This is a genomic window from Modestobacter sp. Leaf380, from assembly GCF_001424485.1.
Classification (GTDB): domain Bacteria; phylum Actinomycetota; class Actinomycetes; order Mycobacteriales; family Geodermatophilaceae; genus Klenkia.
In genome coordinates this window covers 41,507-60,692 of the sequence record NZ_LMQC01000002.1, presented here as the reverse complement: position 1 = coordinate 60,692, position 19,186 = coordinate 41,507, and the positions used below count along the sequence as shown (strand labels likewise).

18 protein-coding genes are annotated in these 19,186 nt (G+C 73.4%); 8 read left to right on the top strand and 10 right to left on the bottom strand.

Annotated elements, in window-relative coordinates:
* Nucleotides 1-10 precede the first annotated feature (10 nt).
* The 4 genes from ASG41_RS04355 to ASG41_RS04340 are packed head-to-tail and all read right to left on the bottom strand — an operon-like array spanning nucleotide 11 to nucleotide 3,615.
* Complete coding sequence (locus ASG41_RS04355) at nucleotides 11-400, bottom strand: universal stress protein (protein WP_056290531.1); 390 nt, start codon at nucleotides 398-400, stop codon at nucleotides 11-13.
* Nucleotides 397-2,055: a tripartite tricarboxylate transporter permease gene (locus tag ASG41_RS04350; protein WP_200938719.1), complete on the bottom strand. Its 1,659-nt coding sequence runs from the start codon at nucleotides 2,053-2,055 to the stop codon at nucleotides 397-399. The genes ASG41_RS04355 and ASG41_RS04350 overlap by 4 nt, the downstream gene beginning before the upstream one ends.
* Nucleotides 2,048-2,581 (bottom strand): tripartite tricarboxylate transporter TctB family protein, encoded by a 534-nt coding sequence (locus tag ASG41_RS04345; RefSeq protein ID WP_056290528.1) that lies wholly within the window; start codon nucleotides 2,579-2,581, stop codon nucleotides 2,048-2,050. Before ASG41_RS04345 ends, ASG41_RS04350 begins: the two co-directional genes overlap by 8 nt.
* Nucleotides 2,578-3,615 carry a tripartite tricarboxylate transporter substrate binding protein gene (locus ASG41_RS04340; protein ID WP_056290524.1) on the bottom strand — a complete coding sequence of 346 codons (1,038 nt, stop codon included), beginning with the start codon at nucleotides 3,613-3,615 and terminating at the stop codon, nucleotides 2,578-2,580. Before ASG41_RS04340 ends, ASG41_RS04345 begins: the two co-directional genes overlap by 4 nt.
* 144 nt (nucleotides 3,616-3,759) lie before the next feature.
* On the opposite strand from ASG41_RS04340, the gene ASG41_RS04335 reads away from it, so the two are divergent.
* The 3 genes from ASG41_RS04335 (at nucleotide 3,760) to ASG41_RS04325 (ending at nucleotide 7,851) form a co-directional block, all read left to right on the top strand.
* The gene (locus ASG41_RS04335) at nucleotides 3,760-5,367 is read left to right on the top strand and encodes a sensor histidine kinase (RefSeq protein ID WP_200938718.1); all 1,608 of its coding nucleotides are present in this window, start codon (nucleotides 3,760-3,762) and stop codon (nucleotides 5,365-5,367) included.
* Entirely contained in the window at nucleotides 5,364-6,098 is a 735-nt protein-coding gene (locus ASG41_RS04330) for a response regulator (RefSeq protein ID WP_056290521.1), read from the top strand. Before ASG41_RS04335 ends, ASG41_RS04330 begins: the two co-directional genes overlap by 4 nt.
* 157 nt (nucleotides 6,099-6,255) lie before the next feature.
* Nucleotides 6,256-7,851 (top strand): methyl-accepting chemotaxis protein, encoded by a 1,596-nt coding sequence (locus ASG41_RS04325; protein WP_082556561.1) that lies wholly within the window; start codon nucleotides 6,256-6,258, stop codon nucleotides 7,849-7,851.
* On the opposite strand, the gene ASG41_RS04320 is transcribed toward ASG41_RS04325, so the two are convergent.
* Together ASG41_RS04320 and ASG41_RS04315 are read right to left on the bottom strand one after the other, a co-directional pair.
* Entirely contained in the window at nucleotides 7,848-8,459 is a 612-nt protein-coding gene (locus tag ASG41_RS04320) for a dihydrofolate reductase family protein (protein ID WP_056290514.1), read from the bottom strand. The two genes, ASG41_RS04325 and ASG41_RS04320, sit on opposite strands and share 4 nt — an antisense overlap.
* 16 nt (nucleotides 8,460-8,475) lie before the next feature.
* On the bottom strand, nucleotides 8,476-8,946 hold the full coding sequence (locus ASG41_RS04315) for an Lrp/AsnC family transcriptional regulator (RefSeq protein ID WP_056290511.1): 471 nt from the start codon (nucleotides 8,944-8,946) through the stop codon (nucleotides 8,476-8,478).
* 97 nt (nucleotides 8,947-9,043) lie between these two features.
* Here ASG41_RS04315 and ald point away from each other — a divergent pair, with 97 nt between their 5' ends.
* Nucleotides 9,044-10,195 carry an alanine dehydrogenase gene (gene ald / locus ASG41_RS04310; RefSeq protein ID WP_235564472.1) on the top strand — a complete coding sequence of 384 codons (1,152 nt, stop codon included), beginning with the start codon at nucleotides 9,044-9,046 and terminating at the stop codon, nucleotides 10,193-10,195.
* Nucleotides 10,196-10,224: 29 nt separating this feature from the next.
* On the opposite strand, the gene ASG41_RS04305 is transcribed toward ald, so the two are convergent.
* The gene (locus ASG41_RS04305; protein WP_056290505.1) at nucleotides 10,225-10,992 is read right to left on the bottom strand and encodes an SDR family oxidoreductase; all 768 of its coding nucleotides are present in this window, start codon (nucleotides 10,990-10,992) and stop codon (nucleotides 10,225-10,227) included.
* A gap of 148 nt (nucleotides 10,993-11,140) precedes the next feature.
* On the opposite strand from ASG41_RS04305, the gene ASG41_RS04300 reads away from it, so the two are divergent.
* Nucleotides 11,141-12,352, top strand: coding sequence for a metallophosphoesterase (locus tag ASG41_RS04300; RefSeq protein WP_235564470.1), 1,212 nt, complete (start codon nucleotides 11,141-11,143; stop codon nucleotides 12,350-12,352).
* Nucleotides 12,353-12,398: 46 nt separating this feature from the next.
* Here ASG41_RS04300 and ASG41_RS04295 read toward each other — a convergent pair whose 3' ends face one another.
* Complete coding sequence (locus ASG41_RS04295) at nucleotides 12,399-13,379, bottom strand: aldo/keto reductase (protein ID WP_056290501.1); 981 nt, start codon at nucleotides 13,377-13,379, stop codon at nucleotides 12,399-12,401.
* A gap of 130 nt (nucleotides 13,380-13,509) precedes the next feature.
* On the opposite strand from ASG41_RS04295, the gene ASG41_RS04290 reads away from it, so the two are divergent.
* Nucleotides 13,510-14,391, top strand: a complete 882-nt coding sequence (locus ASG41_RS04290) for a helix-turn-helix domain-containing protein (protein WP_056290496.1) — start codon at nucleotides 13,510-13,512, stop codon at nucleotides 14,389-14,391.
* Nucleotides 14,392-14,415: 24 nt separating this feature from the next.
* Here ASG41_RS04290 and gndA read toward each other — a convergent pair whose 3' ends face one another.
* Both gndA and ASG41_RS04280 read right to left on the bottom strand, forming a co-directional pair.
* Complete coding sequence (gene gndA, locus ASG41_RS04285; RefSeq protein ID WP_200938717.1) at nucleotides 14,416-15,882, bottom strand: NADP-dependent phosphogluconate dehydrogenase; 1,467 nt, start codon at nucleotides 15,880-15,882, stop codon at nucleotides 14,416-14,418.
* A gap of 97 nt (nucleotides 15,883-15,979) precedes the next feature.
* Complete coding sequence (locus ASG41_RS04280; protein WP_056290493.1) at nucleotides 15,980-16,864, bottom strand: helix-turn-helix domain-containing protein; 885 nt, start codon at nucleotides 16,862-16,864, stop codon at nucleotides 15,980-15,982.
* 177 nt (nucleotides 16,865-17,041) lie between these two features.
* On the opposite strand from ASG41_RS04280, the gene ASG41_RS04275 reads away from it, so the two are divergent.
* A complete protein-coding gene (locus ASG41_RS04275; RefSeq protein WP_056290489.1) occupies nucleotides 17,042-17,881 on the top strand; it encodes an SDR family oxidoreductase in 840 nt (279 codons plus the stop codon).
* 41 nt (nucleotides 17,882-17,922) lie between these two features.
* On the top strand, nucleotides 17,923-19,038 hold the full coding sequence (locus tag ASG41_RS04270) for an alkene reductase (protein WP_056290486.1): 1,116 nt from the start codon (nucleotides 17,923-17,925) through the stop codon (nucleotides 19,036-19,038).
* Nucleotides 19,039-19,186: the final 148 nt, after the last annotated feature.

Below are 19,186 nucleotides of genomic sequence, written 5' to 3'. Positions count from 1 at the left end.
GGCCGGGTGCTCAGGCCTTGACCGCGAGGACCGGGCAGTCCACGTCCAGCAGGATCCGCTGGGCATCGCTGCCGAAGAGCATCTTGCCCGTGGCGGTGCGGTGCCGGATGCCGATGACGACCAGGGTCGCGTCGTGCTCGGCCGCGGCCCGGGTGACCTCCTCGGCGCCGCCGCGCCCGTCGACGTGCCGCTCGGCCCGGTGCTCCACCCCGGACGCGCGCAGCTCCTCGACCACCTCGGCCCACTGCTCCTCCGTGGCGTACGTCGGGTCCGACAGCGAGGCACCCGAGGACACGTTGAGCACGTACAGGTCCTCCCCGCGCGCCCGCGCCTCGGCGATGCCGACCCGGAGCGCGGCCCGGCCCTGCGGCCGCGGCGTGTAGCCGACGACGACGGTCACCGTCGGTCTCCTCTCTCGTCGTCCGGGGTCGTCCCGGCCGGGGGGTCGAGCAGGGCCACCGGGAGGACGCCGGTGGGCTGGGGCTCCCCGCTGCCCTCCCGGTCGACGACCTCACCGGCGGGCAGGGCCTCGGTCGCGGGGACGACGTCGTCGTCGCCCAGGACCTCGGCGGCCAGCCGGCTCTGCCGGCGGCGCAGCCACCAGGACAGCGCGAACAGCCCGATCAGCACCGAGTACGTGATGGCCGCGAACGGGCTGGTCACCAGCGCCGTGGGGTCGCCCTGACTGATCTGCATCGCCCGTCGGAACTGCTCCTCGGCGATCGGGCCGAGGATCAGGCCGATCACCGCCGGGGCGATCGGGTAGCCGAAGACCCGCATCGCCCAACCCAGCAGGCCGAGCAGCCCGAGCAGCACCAGGTCGGTCGTCGACGCACCGACGGCGTAGCTCCCCAGCGCGGCGAAGGTGAGGATGCCCGCGTACAGGTAGGGACGGGGGATCTGCAGCAGGCGCACCCAGAGCCCGACCAGCGGCAGGTTGAGCACCAGCAGCATCACGTTGCCGATGTACAGGCTGGCGATGAGCGCCCAGATCAGCTCGGGCTCGTTCTCGAAGAGCAGCGGGCCCGGACGGATGCCGTAGCTGTTGAAGGCGGCCAGGATGACCGCCGCCGTCGCCGACGTCGGGATGCCCAGCGTCAGCAGCGGCACCAGCACCCCGGCCGCGGCCGCGTTGTTGGCGGCCTCGGGACCGGCGACGCCCTCGATGGCGCCCTTGCCGAACTCCGACTTCCGCTTGGAGAGCTTGCGCTCCGCGGAGTAGGACAGGAACGTCGAGACGTCGGCGCCACCGGCGGGGATCGTCCCGACCGGGAAGCCGATGGCCGTCCCGCGCAACCAGGCCGGCCAGGACCGGCGGAAGTCCTCGCGGGTCATCCACGACCCGCTGACCGGGATCACCGGGACGGGGCCCCGGCGCAGGCGAGCCGCGACGAAGAGGGTCTCGCCGACGGCGAAGACGCCGACCGCCACCACGACCACCTCGATGCCGTCGGCCAGGGCCGGGATGCCGAAGGTGAAGCGCTGCTGGGCGGTGAGGCTGTCGGTGCCCACCAGGCCGAGGAACAGGCCCAGTCCCAGCGAGGCCAGGCCGCGGCTGGGCGAGGTGCCCAGCATGGCGGCCACGGTCAGGAAGGCGACGACCATCAGCGCCACGAAGTCCGCCGGGGACAGCTGGACGGCCAGCCGCGCCACGGTGGGCGCCACCAGGGTCAGCAGCATCGTGGCGATCGTGCCGGCGACGAAGGAGCCGACGGCGGCCGTGGCCAGTGCCGCGGCCCCCCGCCCGGCCTTGGCCATCCGGTTGCCCTCGAGTGCGGTGACGATCGAGGCGGACTCACCGGGGGTGTTGAGCAGGATCGACGTCGTCGACCCGCCGTACATGCCGCCGTAGTAGATCCCGGCGAACATGATGAACGCCGCGGTGGGCTCCAGCGTCAGGGTCAACGGCAGCAGCAGGGCCACTGTCATGGCCGGGCCGATGCCGGGCAGCACGCCGACCGCGGTGCCCAGCGTGACGCCGATCAGGGCGTAGACGAGGTAGATCGGCTGCAGCGCGTTGGCGAAGCCGTCCATGAGCAGGCCGATGTCACCCAAAGCCGGGCACTCCCTCGAGCGGGCCGGCGGGCAGGAACACGCCGAGCACCTGGGTGAAGAGGACGTGGAGGGTCACCGCGATGAGGGCCCCCACGAGGACGGGGCGGAGCAGCGGTCGGGCCCCGAGGGACCAGGCCACCGCACCGAAGAGCACGGTCGCGGCGATCGGGAAGCCGGCCGGCTCGACGAGCACGACCAGGGCGATGAAGGCCGCGGCCACCTTGGCCACGGTGGGCCAGTCGGTGGCGGCGGTGGTGTCGACGTCCTCGCCGTCCTCGATCTCGGCCCGCTCACCGCGGCGGACGCCGAGCCCGACGAGGACCGCGGCCAGGACGAGCAGCGCCCCGACCGCGTAGGGGAAGACCCGGGGGCCGACGGTGTTGGTCGAGACCGGCACCGCGATGGTGGCGGCGTCGACGAGGGTGAAGACGCCCAGCGCGAGCAGACCCGCGGGGAAGGCGTACTCGGGCCAGACCCGGGCGCGCTCGGGCGCGGCCGGGGCCTGCTCCGGGAGAGCGTGGGTCACTGGGTGAGACCCAGCTCGTCCAGGACGTCGGAGATCCGGGCCTGCTCCTCGTCGAGGAAGGTCTCGAACTCCTCGCCGGCCAGGTAGGTGTCCTCCCAGCCGTTGGTCTCCAGCGCCTCGGCCCACGCGGGGCTCTCGACGGTCGCCTCGATCACGGCGAGCAGGCGCTCGCGGGCCTCGTCGCTGATGTTCGGCGGGGCCACCACGCCACGCCAGTTCGACAGCTCGACGTCGTAGCCGGCCTCGGTGAGGGTCGGGGCGTCGATGCCCTCGACCCGCTCGTCACCGGAGACGGCGAGGGCGCGCAGCGTGCCCGCCTCGATCTGCTCGGCGTACTCGCTGACCCCGGAGATGCCGGCGGAGACGTTGTTGCCCAGCAACGCGGCCAGCGACTCGCCACCACCGGAGAAGGGCACGTAGTTCAGGTCGCTGATCGGCACGTCGCCGGCCTGGGCGATGAGTCCGGCCAGGATGTTGTCGGTGCCGCCGGCCGAACCACCGGCGATGGAGACGTCGCGGCCGTTGTCCTGCATGTCGGCGACGAGGTCCTCGATGGTCTCGTACGGGGACTCGGCGGGGACGACGACGATCTCGTCCTCGGCGGTGATCCGGGCCAGCGGCGTGGTGTCGGCCAGGGTGGCCTGCGAGTCGTTGGTCTCGATGGCCCCGACCATGACCAGGCCCATGACCATCAGGAAGTCCTCGCTGCGCTCGTCGGCGAGCTCGGCCAGACCCACGGTGCCGCCGGCGCCGCCGACGTTGGTGACGCTGACCGAGTCGGCCAGGCCCTCCTCCTCCATGGCCGCGGCCAGCGCGCGGGCACTGGAGTCCCAGCCGCCGCCCGGGTCGGCCGGGGCCATGACCTGGAGGCGGGCGATGGGCTCCGCGCCGCCCTCGGCGTCGGCCGAGCCGCCGCCGGAGGTGCCGGAGGTGGTGCCACAGGCGGTGAGCAGCAGGGCGGTCGCGCCGGCGGCGGCGACGAGACGGGCGGTGCGGGTACGGCGGGGGTGCTTGGGGAGCGTGGAGCGGGACACGAGTCCTCCTCGTCGAGGTGAGCCGCGACACAGCGGCTCGGTCGACGGGAAAGCTAGGCGGGGGTGGTGGCTGTCACGCGTTTCTGGTGGTTGAGGACACATTGGTCGATTTGGTCACTCTGCAGTGGTGCACACTCCCGACTCGTGCGGCGTTCCCTGACCCTGCGGTCCCAGCTGGTGCTCCTCCAGGTGGCGATCGTCGTGGTGACCGTGGTGCTGGCCGGCACCCTCGCCGTCCAGCTGCAGGAACGACAGATCCGGGACGCCTACCGCCAGCAGGTGCTCACCGTGGCGCAGTCCACCGCCCGACTCCCCAGCGTCATCGACGCCTACGCCGCACCCGACCCCGCCCTCACCCTCCAGCCACTGGCCGAGCTGCTGCGCGAGGCCTCCGGCATGACGTTCGTGGTGATGACCGACGTCAACGGGGTGCGCTACAGCCACCCCGACCCCGACCGCATCGGGCAGCGGGTGTCCACCGACCCCAGCGGCACCCTGGCCGGGGAGACCTTCGTGGGCACCGAGACCGGCACGCTCGGGGTCTCGCTGCGGGCCAAGGTCCCGGTCCGGGACGCCTCGGGCCGGGTCATCGGGGCCGCCTCCGTCGGCATCCTGGAGACCGCCCTGCAGGAGGACCTCCAGGAGGACGTCCCCATGCTCGTGGCCTGGATGACCGGGGCGGCACTGGCCGGGGTGCTGGCCTCCCTGCTCGTCGCGCGTACCGTCCGCCGGCGCATCTACGGCCTGGAACCCGACGAGATCGCGCACCTGCTGCAGACCCGGGAGGCGATGCTGCACGGCATCCGCGAGGGCGTCATCGCCGTCGACGCCGACGGCCGGGTCGTGCTGGTCAACGACGAGGCCCTCCGGCTGCTGGACACCGACGCCGAGCTCACCGGGCTCGCGGCCGACCAGGCGCTGGACCCCGCGGTCGTCGACCTGCTGACCGGGGCCGACGACGTCGTGGACGAGCCGCTGCTGGTGGGCGAGCGGCTGCTGCTGGCCAGCCGCAGCAACGCCGTGGTCGGCGACCGGCAGGTCGCCCGGGTGCTCACCCTGCGGGACCGCACCGAGATCTCCAGCGCCGTCCGCGAGCTGGACGACCAGCGGAGCCTGACGGCCACCCTGCGGGCCCAGGCGCACGAGTTCAGCAACCAGCTGCACGTCCTGCAGGGCCTCATCGAGCTCGACGAGCCCGCGCAGGCCAGCGCCTACATCGAGCGCATCGGCGGTGGCGGCGGGCTGCTGCGGGCCGACGAGCTGGTCGCCGTCCGGGACGTCGGCACCGCGGCCCTGGTGCTGGCCAAGGCCGCCGTCGTCCGGGAGCGCGGGGCGCGCCTGCACGTGCACCCCGCCAGCCGGGTGGGCGTCCCCGACGACGACGTCCTCACCGTGCTGGGCAACCTGCTGGACAACGCCGCGGACGCCGTCGGCCCCGGTGGGCGGGTGGAGCTGGAGGTGCGGCAGGACCAGGAGCAGACGGTGGTGCGCGTCGACGACGACGGCCCCGGCGTGCCCGAGCACCTGGGCGACCGGGTCTTCCAGACCGGGGTCAGCACCAAGGCCCACCGCGGCGCGCACGGGCGGGGCATCGGGCTGGCCCTCGTCGCCCGGCTGGCCGAACGCCGGTCGGGGTCCGCGGTGCTCTCCCGGTCGCCCCTGGGCGGGGCCCGGGTCACCGTCACCCTCCGGCCGGCCGACGCCGGGCGCCCGGCGCCGGCGGTCCAGCTGTCCTCGACGGGTCCCCGGTGACCGGCCCGGAGCGGCCGGTCCGGGTCCTCGTGGTCGACGACGACGAGGCCGTCGCCGCGGTCCACCGCGGGTACGTGCAGCGGATCCCGGGCTTCGCCGTGGTCGGCGTCGTCCACCGGGGGTCCGAGGTGCTCCCGGCGGTCACCCGGACCCGGCCCGACCTGGTCCTGCTCGACGTCCACCTGCCCGACCGCTCGGGCATCGACGTGCTGCGAGAGCTGCGGGCCCGCCGGGTGCCGGTCGACGTCATCACCATCACCGCTGCGCGGGAGATCGAGACCGTGCGGGAGGCCATGGCCGGCGGGGTGTCCAGCTACCTGGTCAAGCCCTTCCCTCTGCAGGTCTTCGCCGACCGCCTCCGCGACTACGCCGAGCACCGGGACCGCTTCCGCCGGCTGCGCGAGGAGGCCGAGGGCCCGCTGGGCCAGGACGAGGTGGACCGGCTCCTGGGCCTGGCGCCCCGCCCCGTCGCCCTGCGCCCCCTGACCCTGCCCAAGGCGCTCTCGGACCGCACCATGGACCTGGTCGTGGAGACCCTGCGCGGGTCCACCGCGGACGACCTGTCCGCCGTCGAGGTCGCCGAGCTGTGCGGGCTCTCCCGGGTGAGCGCCCGCCGCTACCTGGACCACCTGGAGCGCACCGGCTTCGCCGACGTCCGGCCGCGGTACGGGCGCGCCGGGCGCCCGGAGAACGGCTACCGGTGGCGGTCGGCTCAGGCGCCGGCGGGCTGAGGCCACGCGCCACACCGCGCGCCGACACCCCGCTCGACATGTCGACCGGCGCCGGACGGTCACTCCACTTTCTCGCGTCACGACTGGACTGAAGCGGTTTCGGACCGATGTCCGTGCCGTGCTCCGCGACGTCCGTGGAGGCGGAGGGAGCGGGGACATGTCGTACCTGAGGAACGCCAGGATGTGGGTCAAGCTGGCCACGATCGGGGTGCTGGCGGTGGTCACGGTGAGCGTCGTGGCCGCGGTGTCGCTGGTCCAGGCGAATCGGCTCAGCGACCGGCTGGACACCATGTACAGCTCCACCGTCGCGGCGGCCGTCGAGCTGGGCCGGGTGCGCGCCTCGTTCAACTCCAGCGCCAAGGACAACACCGACATGCTCATCACGCAGGAGCCGGAGGTGAAGACCCAGGAGGTCCGCGACGTCAACCGGGCCACCCACGACGCCGAGGTCGACCGGGCCTGGGAGCTGTACCTCGCCGCCGGCCCGGCGAGCACCACGGCCCAGCAGGAGGACTTCCAGGCCAACCTGGCCACCTACCGTCAGGCCCGGGTCGACGACCTGGACCCCCTGGCGATCCTCGGGGACAACGCCGGCTGGGTGGACGCCTACCGGGCCTCGCCCGCCCTCCAGGCCTACGCCGACATCAACACCGCCCTGGACGACATGCAGAGCGCCGAGGCCGCGGCCGCCCAGGTCGCCGCCGAGGACGGTCACGACGCGACGACGACGGCGACGTGGGTCATCTCCGGCGTGGCCGCGGTGGGCTCCCTCCTGCTGCTGGCGGTGCTCGTGGCGGTCACCCGGATGATCACCCGCCCGCTGGCCCGCACCCGCGAGGTCGCCGAGGCCCTCGCCGAGGGCCGCCTGGACCTGCGCATCGAGAGCACCAGCCGCGACGAGATCGGCATGACCGCCGCCGCGCTGAACGCCTCCTTCGACCACCTCCGCGAGACGGTGCGCGCCATCGCCGCCAACGCCGACGTGATGACCCAGTCCTCCGCGTCGATGTCGGCGATCGCCGAGTCCTTGGCCCACCAGGCCGGCCAGACCGAGGCCCAGAGCCAGCAGGTCTCGGGGGCGAGCCGGGAGATCGCCTCCAGCATCGACACCGTCGCCTCGGCCAGCGAGGAGATGTCGGTGGCCATCCGCGAGATCGCCACCTCGACCAGCCAGGCGTCCCAGGTCGCCGCTGGTGCGGTGACCAACGCCCAGGAGGCCGCCGACACCCTGGAGCGCCTCACCGCCTCCAGCCGGGAGATCGGTGAGGTCGTCAAGCTCATCACCGCGATCGCCGAGCAGACCAACCTGCTGGCCCTCAACGCCACCATCGAGGCGGCTCGGGCCGGCGACGCCGGCAAGGGCTTCGCGGTCGTGGCCGGCGAGGTCAAGGAGCTCGCACAGCAGACCGCCCGGGCCACCGACGAGATCACCTCCCGGGTCGCCGCCACCCAGAACGACGCGCAGGCAGCCGGTGTCGCCATCGGTGACATCGCGAACGTCATCGCCCGGATCGACGAGTTGCAGTCCATGGTGGCCGCAGCGGTGGAGGAGCAGTCGGCCACCACGAACGAGGTGGTCCGCAACGTCACCGACGTCGCCGGTGGGTCTGCCCGCATCTCCGACACCATCGAGGCCATCTCCGGCTCGGTCTCCGGCACCCGCGCGGCGGCCGAGCGCACCTCGGCCACCGCGCAGGAGCTGACGGCGTCGTCCCGGTCGATGACGGACCTGGTGGCGTCCTTCCGGCTCTAGCCCGTCGGGCCGGCCTCCCCGGTGGGCGACCACCGGGGAGGCCCGCCCTGCACCGCGTACCGCACGTGCACGAACCCGCCCTCGAACCGCCGGGTGTCCAGCAGCCGCAGGGCCGTCGGGACGTCGTCGGGCAACGCCCGCAGGCCCGCGCCGACGACGGCCGGGGCCAGCAGCAGGTGGACCTCGTCGACGATCCCGGCGCGGAACGCCGACGCGGCCAGCGTCGGGCCGTCGACGGTGACGTCCTGGTCCGCCCCCGCCACCAGCGCGCGGACGGCGACCGGGTCGAAAACACGTTCCAGCCGGGTCCGGCGGGTGACGACCTCGGCGGGGTCCAGCGTCGCGGAGAACACCACCTTGTCCACCCGCTGCCAGTGCGCGGCGAAGTCGGCCTCGCCGGAGGTGCCCTCGGCCCAGGACGGGTCGGTCTCCCAGCCGCGCATCAGCTCGTACATCCGTCGCCCGTGCAGGAAGGTCCCCACGGCCGCCGTCTGCTCGTTGACGAAGGCCATCACCTCCGGGTCGGGGAAGGCGAAGCCGAAGTCGCCCGCGGCGTCGGCGGTGAAGCCGTCCAGCGAGCAGATCGCGGAGTAGAGCAGGCGCGCCATCAGGGGACCTCCGGGGTCATCGGTGCTCGTGTTCGAAGATCAGACTGGTGTTGGTAGCGGCGACCATCGGCTGGGTGGAGATCCGGTCGGTGACGAAGTCGCGCAGCTCGTGGGTGCTGCGCGCCCGCACGTGGACGACGAAGTCCTCCGCCCCGGCCAGGTAGAAGAACTGGGTCACCTCGGGCAGGCCGCGCAACCCGTCGGCGAAGGCGGTCAGCTGGTGCCGGGCCCCGGTCCGGATCCGCACCGACACCAGCGCCTGCAGCGACTGGCCCAGCGCGTCGGGGTCCACGTCGACGGTGAACCGGGTGACCACGCCGTCGGCGACGAGCGCCCGCACCCGCGCCAGGCAGGTGGACGGCGACACCCCGACCGCGGCGGCGAGCTGGTTGTTGGGCCGGCGGCCGTCGGCGCGGAGCAGCTCCAGCAGCCGGCGGTCGACGTCGTCGAGGAGCCGGGGCGGGCGTGGGTCCGGCCGGTCGGTCACCCCGCCACCCCGCGTTCGCCGCAGATCCTGCGGTCGGAGGCCTTGAACCTGCGCACTTGTTCGTCCCCCCTGGTCCCCGACCGCAGCAGCTGGGTGGATGGTGCCACGCATCACCCACCACCACCGGAGGCCCACCGTGCGGATCGGCATCCCCAGCGAGATCAAGGACAACGAGAAGCGGGTCTCCCTGCAGCCCGACGGCGCTGCCGAGCTCGTGCACCACGGCCACGAGGTGCTGGTGCAGTCCGGGGCCGGCGTGGGGTCCCGGTTCAGCGACGAGGAGTTCACCGCCGCCGGCGCCCGGGTCGTGGCCACCGCCGACGAGGTGTTCGCCGCCGACCTGATCGTGAAGGTGAAGGAGCCGGTCCCCGCCGAGTACCACCGCTTCCGGGAGGGCCAGCAGCTCTTCACCTACCTGCACGCCGCCGCCGACCGGTCGCTCACCGACTTCCTGCTGGAGCGGCGCATCGACTCGATCGCCTACGAGACCGTGCAGACCCCCGACGGCCGGCTGCCGCTGCTGACCCCGATGAGCGAGGTCGCCGGCCGGATGGCCGTGCAGGCCGCGGCGCACCACCTGGAGAGCCCCGCCGGCGGCGCCGGCCTGCTGCTGGGCGGCGTCCCCGGCACCCCAGCCGCCAAGATGACGATCATCGGCGGCGGGGTCTCGGGCACCGAGGCGGCCAAGATCGCCGTCGGCATGCGGGCCATCGTGCGCGTCTTCGACACCAACCCGTCCCGGCTGGCCTACCTCTCCGACGTCTTCGAGGGCCGGCTGGACCTGGTGCAGCCCAACCGGGCGCGGCTGGCCGCCTACGTCGCCGACTCCGACGTCCTCATCGGGGCCGTGCTGGTCCCGGGCACGAAGGCCCCGAAGCTGGTCAGCCGGGAGATGATCGCCTCGATGCGGCCGGGCAGCGTCGCCGTCGACATCGCCATCGACCAGGGCGGCTGCTTCGAGACCAGCCGGCCCACCACGCACTCCGACCCGACCTACGTCGAGGAGGGCGTCGTGCACTACTGCGTGGCCAACATCCCCGGCGCCGTCGCCCGCACCTCCACCCTGGCGCTGACCTCGGCCACCCTGCAGTACCTGCTCACCGTCGCCGACCACGGCGTCCGGGGCGCGGCGCAGGTCTCACCGGTGCTGGCGGCGGGCCTCACCAGCCTGGGCGGGCAGCTGGTCAGCGAGCCGGTGGGGCAGGCGCACGGGCTCCCGGTCGCCCGGGCCGGCGACCTGCTGGCCTGACGCCGGCACCGGGGTCGGCCACCGCCGGGTCAGGCCTGTGAGGTGGGCATGGCCCACAGCTCGGCGATCGACGAGCGTCGGGGGCGGGTCACCATGTGGGCGATGCTCTCGGCGATGTCCTCGGGCTGCAGGCGCTCGCGGATCCGCTCGGCGTCGGAGGCAGCCAGCGCGTCCTGCACGGCTTGGCTGTTCTGGGCCACGAGCTCGGTGGCGACGGCACCGGGCTCGAGGACCCCGACCCGGACGTACCGCTGGGTGACCTCCTGGCGCAGCGCCTCGGTGAAGGCCTGCACGCCGGACTTCGTCATGCTGTAGACGCCGAACTCGGGCCAGGCCTGACGACCGGCGATGGAGGAGACGTTGACGATGTCGGCGACCTGACGCAGGTCGTCCGCGGCGGCGGCGAGCAGGTGCGGCAGGGCCGCCTTGGTGAGGTACAGCAGGCCCTTCTGGTTGACCGCGATCATCCGCTCCCACTCCTCGACGTCCTGGTCCAGGACGGTCCCCAGCAGCATCAGACCGGCGTTGTTGACCAGGACGTCGAGCCGGCCGAACCGGTCGATGACGGTCTGCACCGCGGCCTCGGCCTGCCCGCGGTCGGCGATGTCCGCGGCGATGGCCAGCGCGGTGCCGCCGGCGGCCTCGATGGTGGCGACGAGGGTGTCCAGTCGGTCGGCGCGGCGGGCGACGACGACGACGGTCGCGCCGAGGCCCGCCAGCTCGCGGGCGGTGGCCTCACCGATGCCGCTGCTGGCTCCGGTGACGACGGCGACGGTGTTGTCCAGGCGCGATGACATGTGCGGTGACCCCTCTGACGATGCCCCGGCGGTGTGCCCGGGCTCTGTCACCAGTGGAGGACGGTCGAGGCCGCCGAGGAAGAGCCTGCCAGGAGGGGGTACTGACAGGACCTGTCTCGCGGGGTCAGGTGCCGAGGACCGTCGCCCCGTGTCCGCCCTGGTGTTCTACGCCGTGCTCGCCCTCGTCCTCCTCGGCGCGCTCGCCCTGGTCTGGTCTCGGCTGGTCCGTGACACGACCCGACCCGGGGGGACCCGTCGTGTCGCCACCTGCGCCGTCGTGGCGCTCACGGCGAGCTCCATCGCCGCCGACGCCGGGCGCCAGGTGCTCCCCCGCGAGGTCCAGGCGCCGCTGGACCTGGTGGGGTTCGGGTGGCTGGGTGCGCTGGTCTACCTGGTGCTGGCGCTGCTGGCGCTCGAACCCCTGCGGTGGTGGCTGCTCCGCCGGGACCGCAGGCACGTCCCCCCCGCCACCCCCGTGGCTCCTGCGGCGGAGCCCGCCGCGCCCCGGCAGGTCGCGGACGCCTCCCGCCGGCTGTTCCTGTCCCGGTCCCTGGCCGTCACCGCGGGGGCGGCCACCGTGGGCACGGTGGGGTACGGCACCTGGGCCGCGGCCGCCCCGCCGGTGGTTCGACGAGTGCGGGTCGCGATCGACGAGCTGGCCCCGGAGCTGGCCGGGTACCGGATCACCACCTTCTCCGACGCCCACCTGTCCTCGCTGTACGGACGAGACCGCTTCGCCCGTCTCGTGCGGATGGTCAACGCCACCGAGCCCGACCTCGTGGCCGTCGTCGGGGACCTGGTCGACGGCTCGGTCGCCGACCTCCGGCGAGACGTCGCACCCCTGGGGGACATCGCGAGCCGGGACGGCACCTTCTTCGTCACCGGCAACCACGAGTACTACGTGGACACCGCCGAGTGGATGGCACACCTGCCCACCCTCGGGGTCGACGTGTTGCGCAACGAGCGAGTGACTCTCTCGCGCGGCGGGGCGGCCTTCGACCTGGCCGGCGTCGACGACGTCACCGCCCGGGATGCCGGCGTCCGGGGGCACGGCGCCGACCTGACGGCCGCCCTGGCCGGCCGTGCGGTGGACACCCCGGTCGTGCTGCTGGCCCACCAGCCGGTGCAGGTCGAGCAGGCCCGCACGGCCGGCGTGGACCTGCAGCTGTCCGGCCACACCCACGGCGGGCAGCTGTGGCCCCTGACCCACGTGGTCGGGCTGGAGCAGCCCGCCGTCCGAGGGCTCTCCCGCCACGGCGACACCCAGCTGTACGTGACCGCCGGGGTCGGGTACTGGGGGCCGCCGATGCGGGTCGGGGCGCGTCCCGAGCTCACCGTCGTGGAGTTGGTCCCGACCTGACCGGCAGTGCCCGGGACCCATGGGTCCCGGGCCCCACTCGCCGGGCTCAGCGGTCGATGCTGGCCATGTTCGCCTCGTCGTGGCGTGCCCCGGTGGCCGGCGTCAGCGCGTCCAACCGCGCGAGCTGCGCCGCCGTGAGGACGACCCGGTCCGCGGCCGTGTTCTCCTCCACCCGGCTCACCCGGCGGGTGCCCGGGATCGGGGCGATGTCCTCCCCCTGGGCCAGCAGCCAGGCCAGCGCCACCTGGGCGGGCGTGGCGCCGGCATCCGCACCCACGGCGCGGACCTCCTCCACCAGCCGCAGGTTGGCCTCGAAGGCCGCCCCGACGAAGCGCGGATTGGTCTTGCGCCAGTCGTCGTCGGGGATGTCCGCCGGGGTGCGCAGCGCGCCGGTCAGGAACCCGTGCCCGAGCGGGGAGTAGGGCACGAACCCGATGCCCAGCTCCCGCAGCACGGGCAGCAGCTCGTCCTCGACGTCGCGGGCCCACAGCGAGTACTCCGTCTGCAGCGCCGCGACCGGGTGCACCGCGTGCGCCCGGCGGATCGTGGTCGACGAGGCCTCGCACAGGCCGATGTGCAGCACCTTGCCCTCGACCACGAGGTCGGCGAGGGCACCGACGGTGTCCTCGATGGGCGTGGTCGGGTCGACCCGGTGCTGGTAGTACAGGTCGATCCGGTCGGTGCCCAGACGGCGCAGGGAGCCCTCGACCGCCGTCTTGATGTTGGCGGGGTCGCTGTCGATGGTCCCCGGGCCGTTGCCGGCGTGGGAGACCAGCCCGAACTTGGTGGCGACGACGACGGACTCGCGTCGCCCGGCGATCGCCCGCCCGACCAGCTCCTCGGAGTGGTAGGGGCCGTAGATCTCGGCGGTGTCCACGTGCGTGACGCCGAGGTCGAGGGCGCGGTGGATCGTCGCGATGGACTCGGCGTCGTCCAGGCCTCCACCCGAGGTGTACGTGCCGGCCATGGTCATGGCGCCCAGGCCGATCCGGGACACCGCGAGGGCCCCGAGCTGTGCGTTGCGCATGTCTGCTCCTGCGAGAGTCGGTCGTGTGGTCCCCCACCGTGACCCCGGGCGCGCGTGCGTGGCAGTCCCTGCCGAGAGGGGGTACTCGGAGGGACTCTCTCCGGGACTGCCACCGCCCTAGCCTGGCCTGATGGTCGACAAGGACGCCGCTCGGACGGCTCTACGGACGTTCCTGGGCACCCGCCGGGCCCGGGTGGACCCCGAGAGCTGCGGTCTGGTCGTCGGGACCCGGCGACGGGTGACGGGACTGCGGCGTGAGGAGGTGGCACTGCTGGCCGGCATCAGCGCCGAGTACTACGTGCGGCTGGAGCGCGGGTTGGCGACCGGCCCTTCGCCGAGCGTGGTCGACGCCGTCGCCGGGGCGCTGCGACTGGGCGAGGACGAGCGCGCCCACCTGGGCCGACTCCTCGCCGAGCTCACCCCCGAGGCGCGCAAACGGCGCCGACGACCGGTCACCGAGGTCGTGAGCACCGGGGTGCAGGTGGTGCTCGACGCCATGCCGACCCTGCCGGCCGTGGTGCAGAACGCCCGGTTGGACCTGCTGTCCACCAACGCCCTGGGCCGGGTGCTCTACGCGCCTCTGTTCGACCTGGAGGGGGGGCCCAACAGCGCCCGGTTCCTCTTCCTGGACGAGCACCGTGCCCGCCGGCTCTTCCCGCAGTGGGAGCAGCTCGCCGACGACACCGTCGGTCTGCTGCGCATCGAGGCCGGCAGGCACCCTGACGACCAGGCCATCCACGAGCTCATCGGTCAGCTGTCCACCCGCAGCGCCCCGTTCCGCACCCGGTGGGCACGCAACGACGTCCGGGCGCACAACGCCGGGGTCAAGCTCTTCGCCCACCACCTGGTCGGCGAGCTCGTCCTGCCCTACGAGAACCTCCTGGTCGACGCCGCCGCCGACCACACGATGACCGTCTTCGCCCCAGCACCGGGGTCCCCGGCCCACGACGCCCTCCAGCTGCTCGCGAGCTGGGCTGCCGGCAGGACCACCGGGGCACCCGGCCCGGGGTGAGCCCCGTGCGGGGCTCACCCTCGGTCAGTGCGAGGAGGGGACCGTCTCGATCTCGGTGCGGTCCCCGGACCACAGCGTGTGGAAGACCCCCGGGGTGTCGATCCGCCGGTAGGTGTGGGCACCGAAGAAGTCCCGCTGCCCCTGGATGAGGGCAGCGGGCAGCCGCGGTGAGGTGAGCGCGTCGAAGTACGCCAGGGCCGACGCGAACCCCGGGGCAGGAACCGCCGACAGGGCCGCGGTGGACACCACCCGCCGCCAAGCCTCCTCCCCCGCGGAGACGGCGCGGGCGAAGTACGGGTCTTCGAGCAGCGAGGTCAGCTGCGGGTCCCGCTCGTAGGCCTCGACGATGCGGTTGAGGAACTGCGCCCGGATGATGCAGCCGCCCCGCCAGATCTCGGCGATGGCGCCGAGGTCGATGTCCCAGCCGTACTGCTGCGCGCCGGCGACGATCGTGTCGAAGCCCTGCGCGTAGGCGACCACCTTGGAGGCGTACAGCGCCGCGCGGACGTCGTCCTGGAAGTCCGGGGGCGTCGGATGGGCCGCCGGTCGGGGTCCCGCCGCCGCCCGGACGGCGTCGCGCTGGGCCCGCTTGCTGGACACGGCCCGGGCGAAGACCGCCTCACCGATCCCCGAGACGGGCACGCCGAGTCCGACGGCGTTCTGCACGGTCCAGACGCCGGTGCCCTTGGAGCCGGCCTCGTCCAGGACGACGTCGACGAGCGGTCCCCCGCTGCGGGCGTCGGTCTGGCGGAGCACCTGGGCGGTGATCTCGATCAGGTAGGACTCCAGGTCCCCGCCGTTCCACTCCGCGAACACGTCGGCGATCGCCGGCACGTCCAGGCCGCCCACCCGGCGGAGGAGGTCGTAGGACTCGGCGATGAGCTGCATGTCGGCGTACTCGATGCCGTTGTGCACCATCTTCACGAAGTGGCCGGCCCCGCCGGTGCCCACGTGGGTGACGCACGGCTTGCCCTCGGCGACGGCCGCGATGGACTCCAGGATCGGGCCCAGGGTCCGGTAGGCCTCGACCGATCCGCCGGGCATGATCGAGGGCCCGTGCAGGGCCCCCTCCTCGCCGCCGGAGATCCCGGTGCCCACGAAGTCCAGACCCCGCTCGCGGAGGTCGCGTTCGCGGCGGATGGTGTCCACGAAGTTGGCGTTCCCGCCGTCGACGAGGACGTCACCGGGCTCGAGGTGTGCCGCCAGCTGCTCGATGACCGCGTCGGTTCCCGCGCCGGCCTGGACCATGATGATCGCCGTCCGGGGCCGGGCGAGGGAGGCGACGAAGTCCTCGACGGTCTCCGAGGCGAGGAACCCGGCCTCGGGGTGCTCGGCGAGCAGAGTGCGGGTCCGCTCGGGTGAGCGGTTGTAGACCGCCACGGTGTTGCCCTCCCGGCTGGCCAGGTTGCGGGCCAGGTTGGAGCCCATCACGGCCAGACCCACCACCCCGATGTTCGCCTGCCCGGTGGGGACGTCTCGTCCGTCGGTCACGGTGTGCCTCCTGCGTGTCGTGGTCGGTGGGTCGTGGTCGATCGGTCGTGGTCGGTGGGCCGTGGCTCAGGTCGTGGTCGAGGTCGGCGTCGCACGGTCAGGCCGTGCGCGCGGGGCCGCGGGTCCCCGACACCGCCAGGCTGGCCAGCAGCTGGATCGAGTCGTGCGCCGGGGTGCCGGGCTGCGGGGTGAAGACGGTCAGGACCTGGTCGCCGGTCGCGTCGACGGTGAGGTTCTCGAAGGGCAGCACCAGGTGGCCGACCACCGGGTGCTGGAAGGTCTTGCTCCCGCCCCGGTGCGCCCGGACGTTCGCCGCGGCCCAGCGGGTGCGGAACGCAGCGCTGCGGGTGGACAGCTGCCCGATCAGCGTCGTCAGCGCCGGGTCGTCGGGACGGCGTCCGGCCTCGATCCTCAGGATGGAGACCGCGTCGTCGGCCAGGTCGTCCCAGTCCGGCTGCAGGGACCGGAAGCGGTCTTCGTCCAGGAAGAGCAACCGGGCGGTGTTGACCGGGCCTTCCGCCGGGAGCACCGAGGCGTAGAGCGCCCGGGCCAGGTCGTTGAAGGCCAGCACGTCGAGCCGGGAGTTGAACACCATGGCCGGCAGGTGGTCCAGTGAGTCCAGCAGCACCTGCACCCCGGGGCTGATGGTCTCCTTGGGCGCGGGCCGGACCCGTCGTCGGGTCCCCGGGGTGAGCGCGGCGAGCAGCCGGTCCAAGTGGGTGCGCTCGTCGTCGTCGAGCCCGAGCACCCGGGAGATGGCGTCCACGACGCTGGCCGAGGGACCGGTCGCCTGTCCGCGTTCGAGGCGCACGTAGTACTCCGGGCTGATCCCCGCCAGCAGGGCCACCTCCTCACGCCGCAGCCCCTTGACTCGTCGCCGCGTGCCAGAGCTCGGCAGACCGAGCTGCTCGGGGGTGGTCCGGTCGCGCCGCGTGCTGAGGAACTCCTGGACGGCGTTCCGGGCGGCTTCCTTGTCGTTCACGGGATCGAGCGTAGGGGCGACGTTGAGCTGCGGGAACGCCCGAAGGAGTCACTGCGAGTACCCCTCTCCAGCGGGTCTGGCTGGTGCTGTCGATCCCGCGTTGTCTTGCTCCTGACGGCATCGAGGCGCACACGTCCTGCACACCGCAGGCCCACCTCGACCGCAGAGGAGAACACCGTGTCCGAGAAGAAGGTCGTGCTCGTCACCGGAGCTGCCCGCGGCATGGGCGTCGACATCGCCCGCGCCGCACTGACCGCCGGCCACCAGGTCGTGGCCACCGCCCGCGACGCCGCCCGGGTCACCGCTGCACTCGGTGAGTCCCCGGACCTGCTCGCCGTCGCGCTGGACGTGACCGACCCGGCCAGCATCCAGGCTGCCGTGGACGCCGCGGTCGAGCGGTTCGGTCGGCTCGACGTCCTGGTCAACAACGCCGGCTCGTTCCAGGCCGGGTTCTTCGAGCAGATCAGCCCCGAGCACTTCCAGGCCCAGATGGACACCAACTTCACCGGCCCGCTCAACGTCACCAGGGCGGTGCTGCCGCTGCTGCGGGCCCAGCGCTCCGGCGTCGTCGTCACCATCACCTCCACCGCCGGCATCGTCGGCGGCGCCTTCACCTCCGCCTACGCCGCCTCCAAGTTCGCCCTCGAGGGCTTCATGGAGTCACTGGCCCCCGAGGTCGCCGGCTTCGGCATCCGCACGCTGACCGTGGAGCCCGGGTTCTTCCGCACCCAGCTGCTCAGCCCGGAGTCCACCACCGTCGCCGACTCCACGATCGAGGACTACGCGGCCGGCACCGAGGCCACCGTCGCCGCCTTCGCCGGGATGAACGGCCAGCAGCCCGGTGACCCCGCGAAGCTCGCCGCCGCGCTGATCGACCTGGCCACCTCCGAGGAGCCCCCCGCCCGCTTCGTGGCCGGTGCCGACGCGATGGCCGGCATCGAGGCCCGGATCGCCACGCTGCAGGCCGAGATCGACGCCCACCGCGAGCTCAGCGCATCGCTGTCGCACGACGCCTGATCCCCGCCCACCCCACACGCACCCCAGACCGAGGGACAGCCATGAGCACCCACCCCACGCCCGACCTCTTCTCCCCGCTGCAGGCAGGTGACCTCCAGCTCCCCAACCGCGTCGTGATGGCGCCCTTGACCCGGATGCGCTCGCTCGTCGACGGCACCCCCAGCGACCTCAACGTCGAGTACTACGCCCAGCGCGCCAGCACCGGCCTGATCGTCACCGAGGGCACCTTCCCCAGCACCGGCTCGCGCGGCTACACCGGCCAGGCCGGGTTGGCCACCGACGCCCACACCGCCGGCTGGGCCCGGGTCGCCGACGCCGTGCACGCCCGCGGTGGTCGCATCGTCGCCCAGGTCATGCACGCTGGCCGGGTGTCGCACCCCGACGTGACCGGCACCGACGACCTCGTCGCACCCTCGGCGATCGCCATCACCCAGGGCGAGGTGTTCACCCCCAGCGGCCCGCAGCCCTACCCCGTGCCGCGGGCCCTGACCACGGAGGAGGCCGTCTCGGTCAAGGCCGAGTTCGTCGCCGCTGCACGGCGTGCGGTCGACGCCGGACTGGACGGCGTCGAGCTGCACTCGGCCAACGGCTACCTGCTGCACGAGTTCCTCGGCGCGGACTCCAACACCCGCACCGACGTCTACGGCGGCAGCCCCCAGGCTCGTGCCCGGTTCGTGATCGAGGTCGCCACCGAGGTCTCCGCCGCGATCGGCGCCGCGCGGGTCGGCATCCGGGTCTCCCCCGGGGTCGGCGTGCAGGGTGTCCAGGAGCCCGACGCCGACGACGTCCTCGCCACCTACACCGCCCTGGTCGAGGGGCTGGCGCCGCTGGGTCTGGCCTACTTGTCGGTGCTGCACCCCGAGCCCGGCAGTGACCTGGTCCAGCACCTGCGCCGCACCTTCGGCGGGACGACGGTGGTCAACCTGGCCACCGCCACCGGCACCACGCGTGAGCAGGCCGTCAACGTCCTCGCCGACGGCCTCGCCGACGGCGTCGTCGTGGGACGACCGCTGATCGCCAACCCCGACCTCGTCGAGCGCTGGGCCGGTGACCACCCGCTCAACGCCCCCGACCCGGCGACGTTCTACGCCTCGGGCGCCGAGGGCGGCGCCCCCGGCTACACCGACTACCCGACCCTGCAGCAGGCCGGCGTCTGAACGGGTCGTCCCGCCGCCCTCCCCCCCGGCGGCGGGACGCCCTCGTCCCCAGGCACCCAGCCCACCGTGACCGCCGACCCACCCCGAGGAGACCCCGTGGGCGCCCTGCTCGTCCTGGCCGTGCTCAGCCGCCGCCAGCACACCGTCA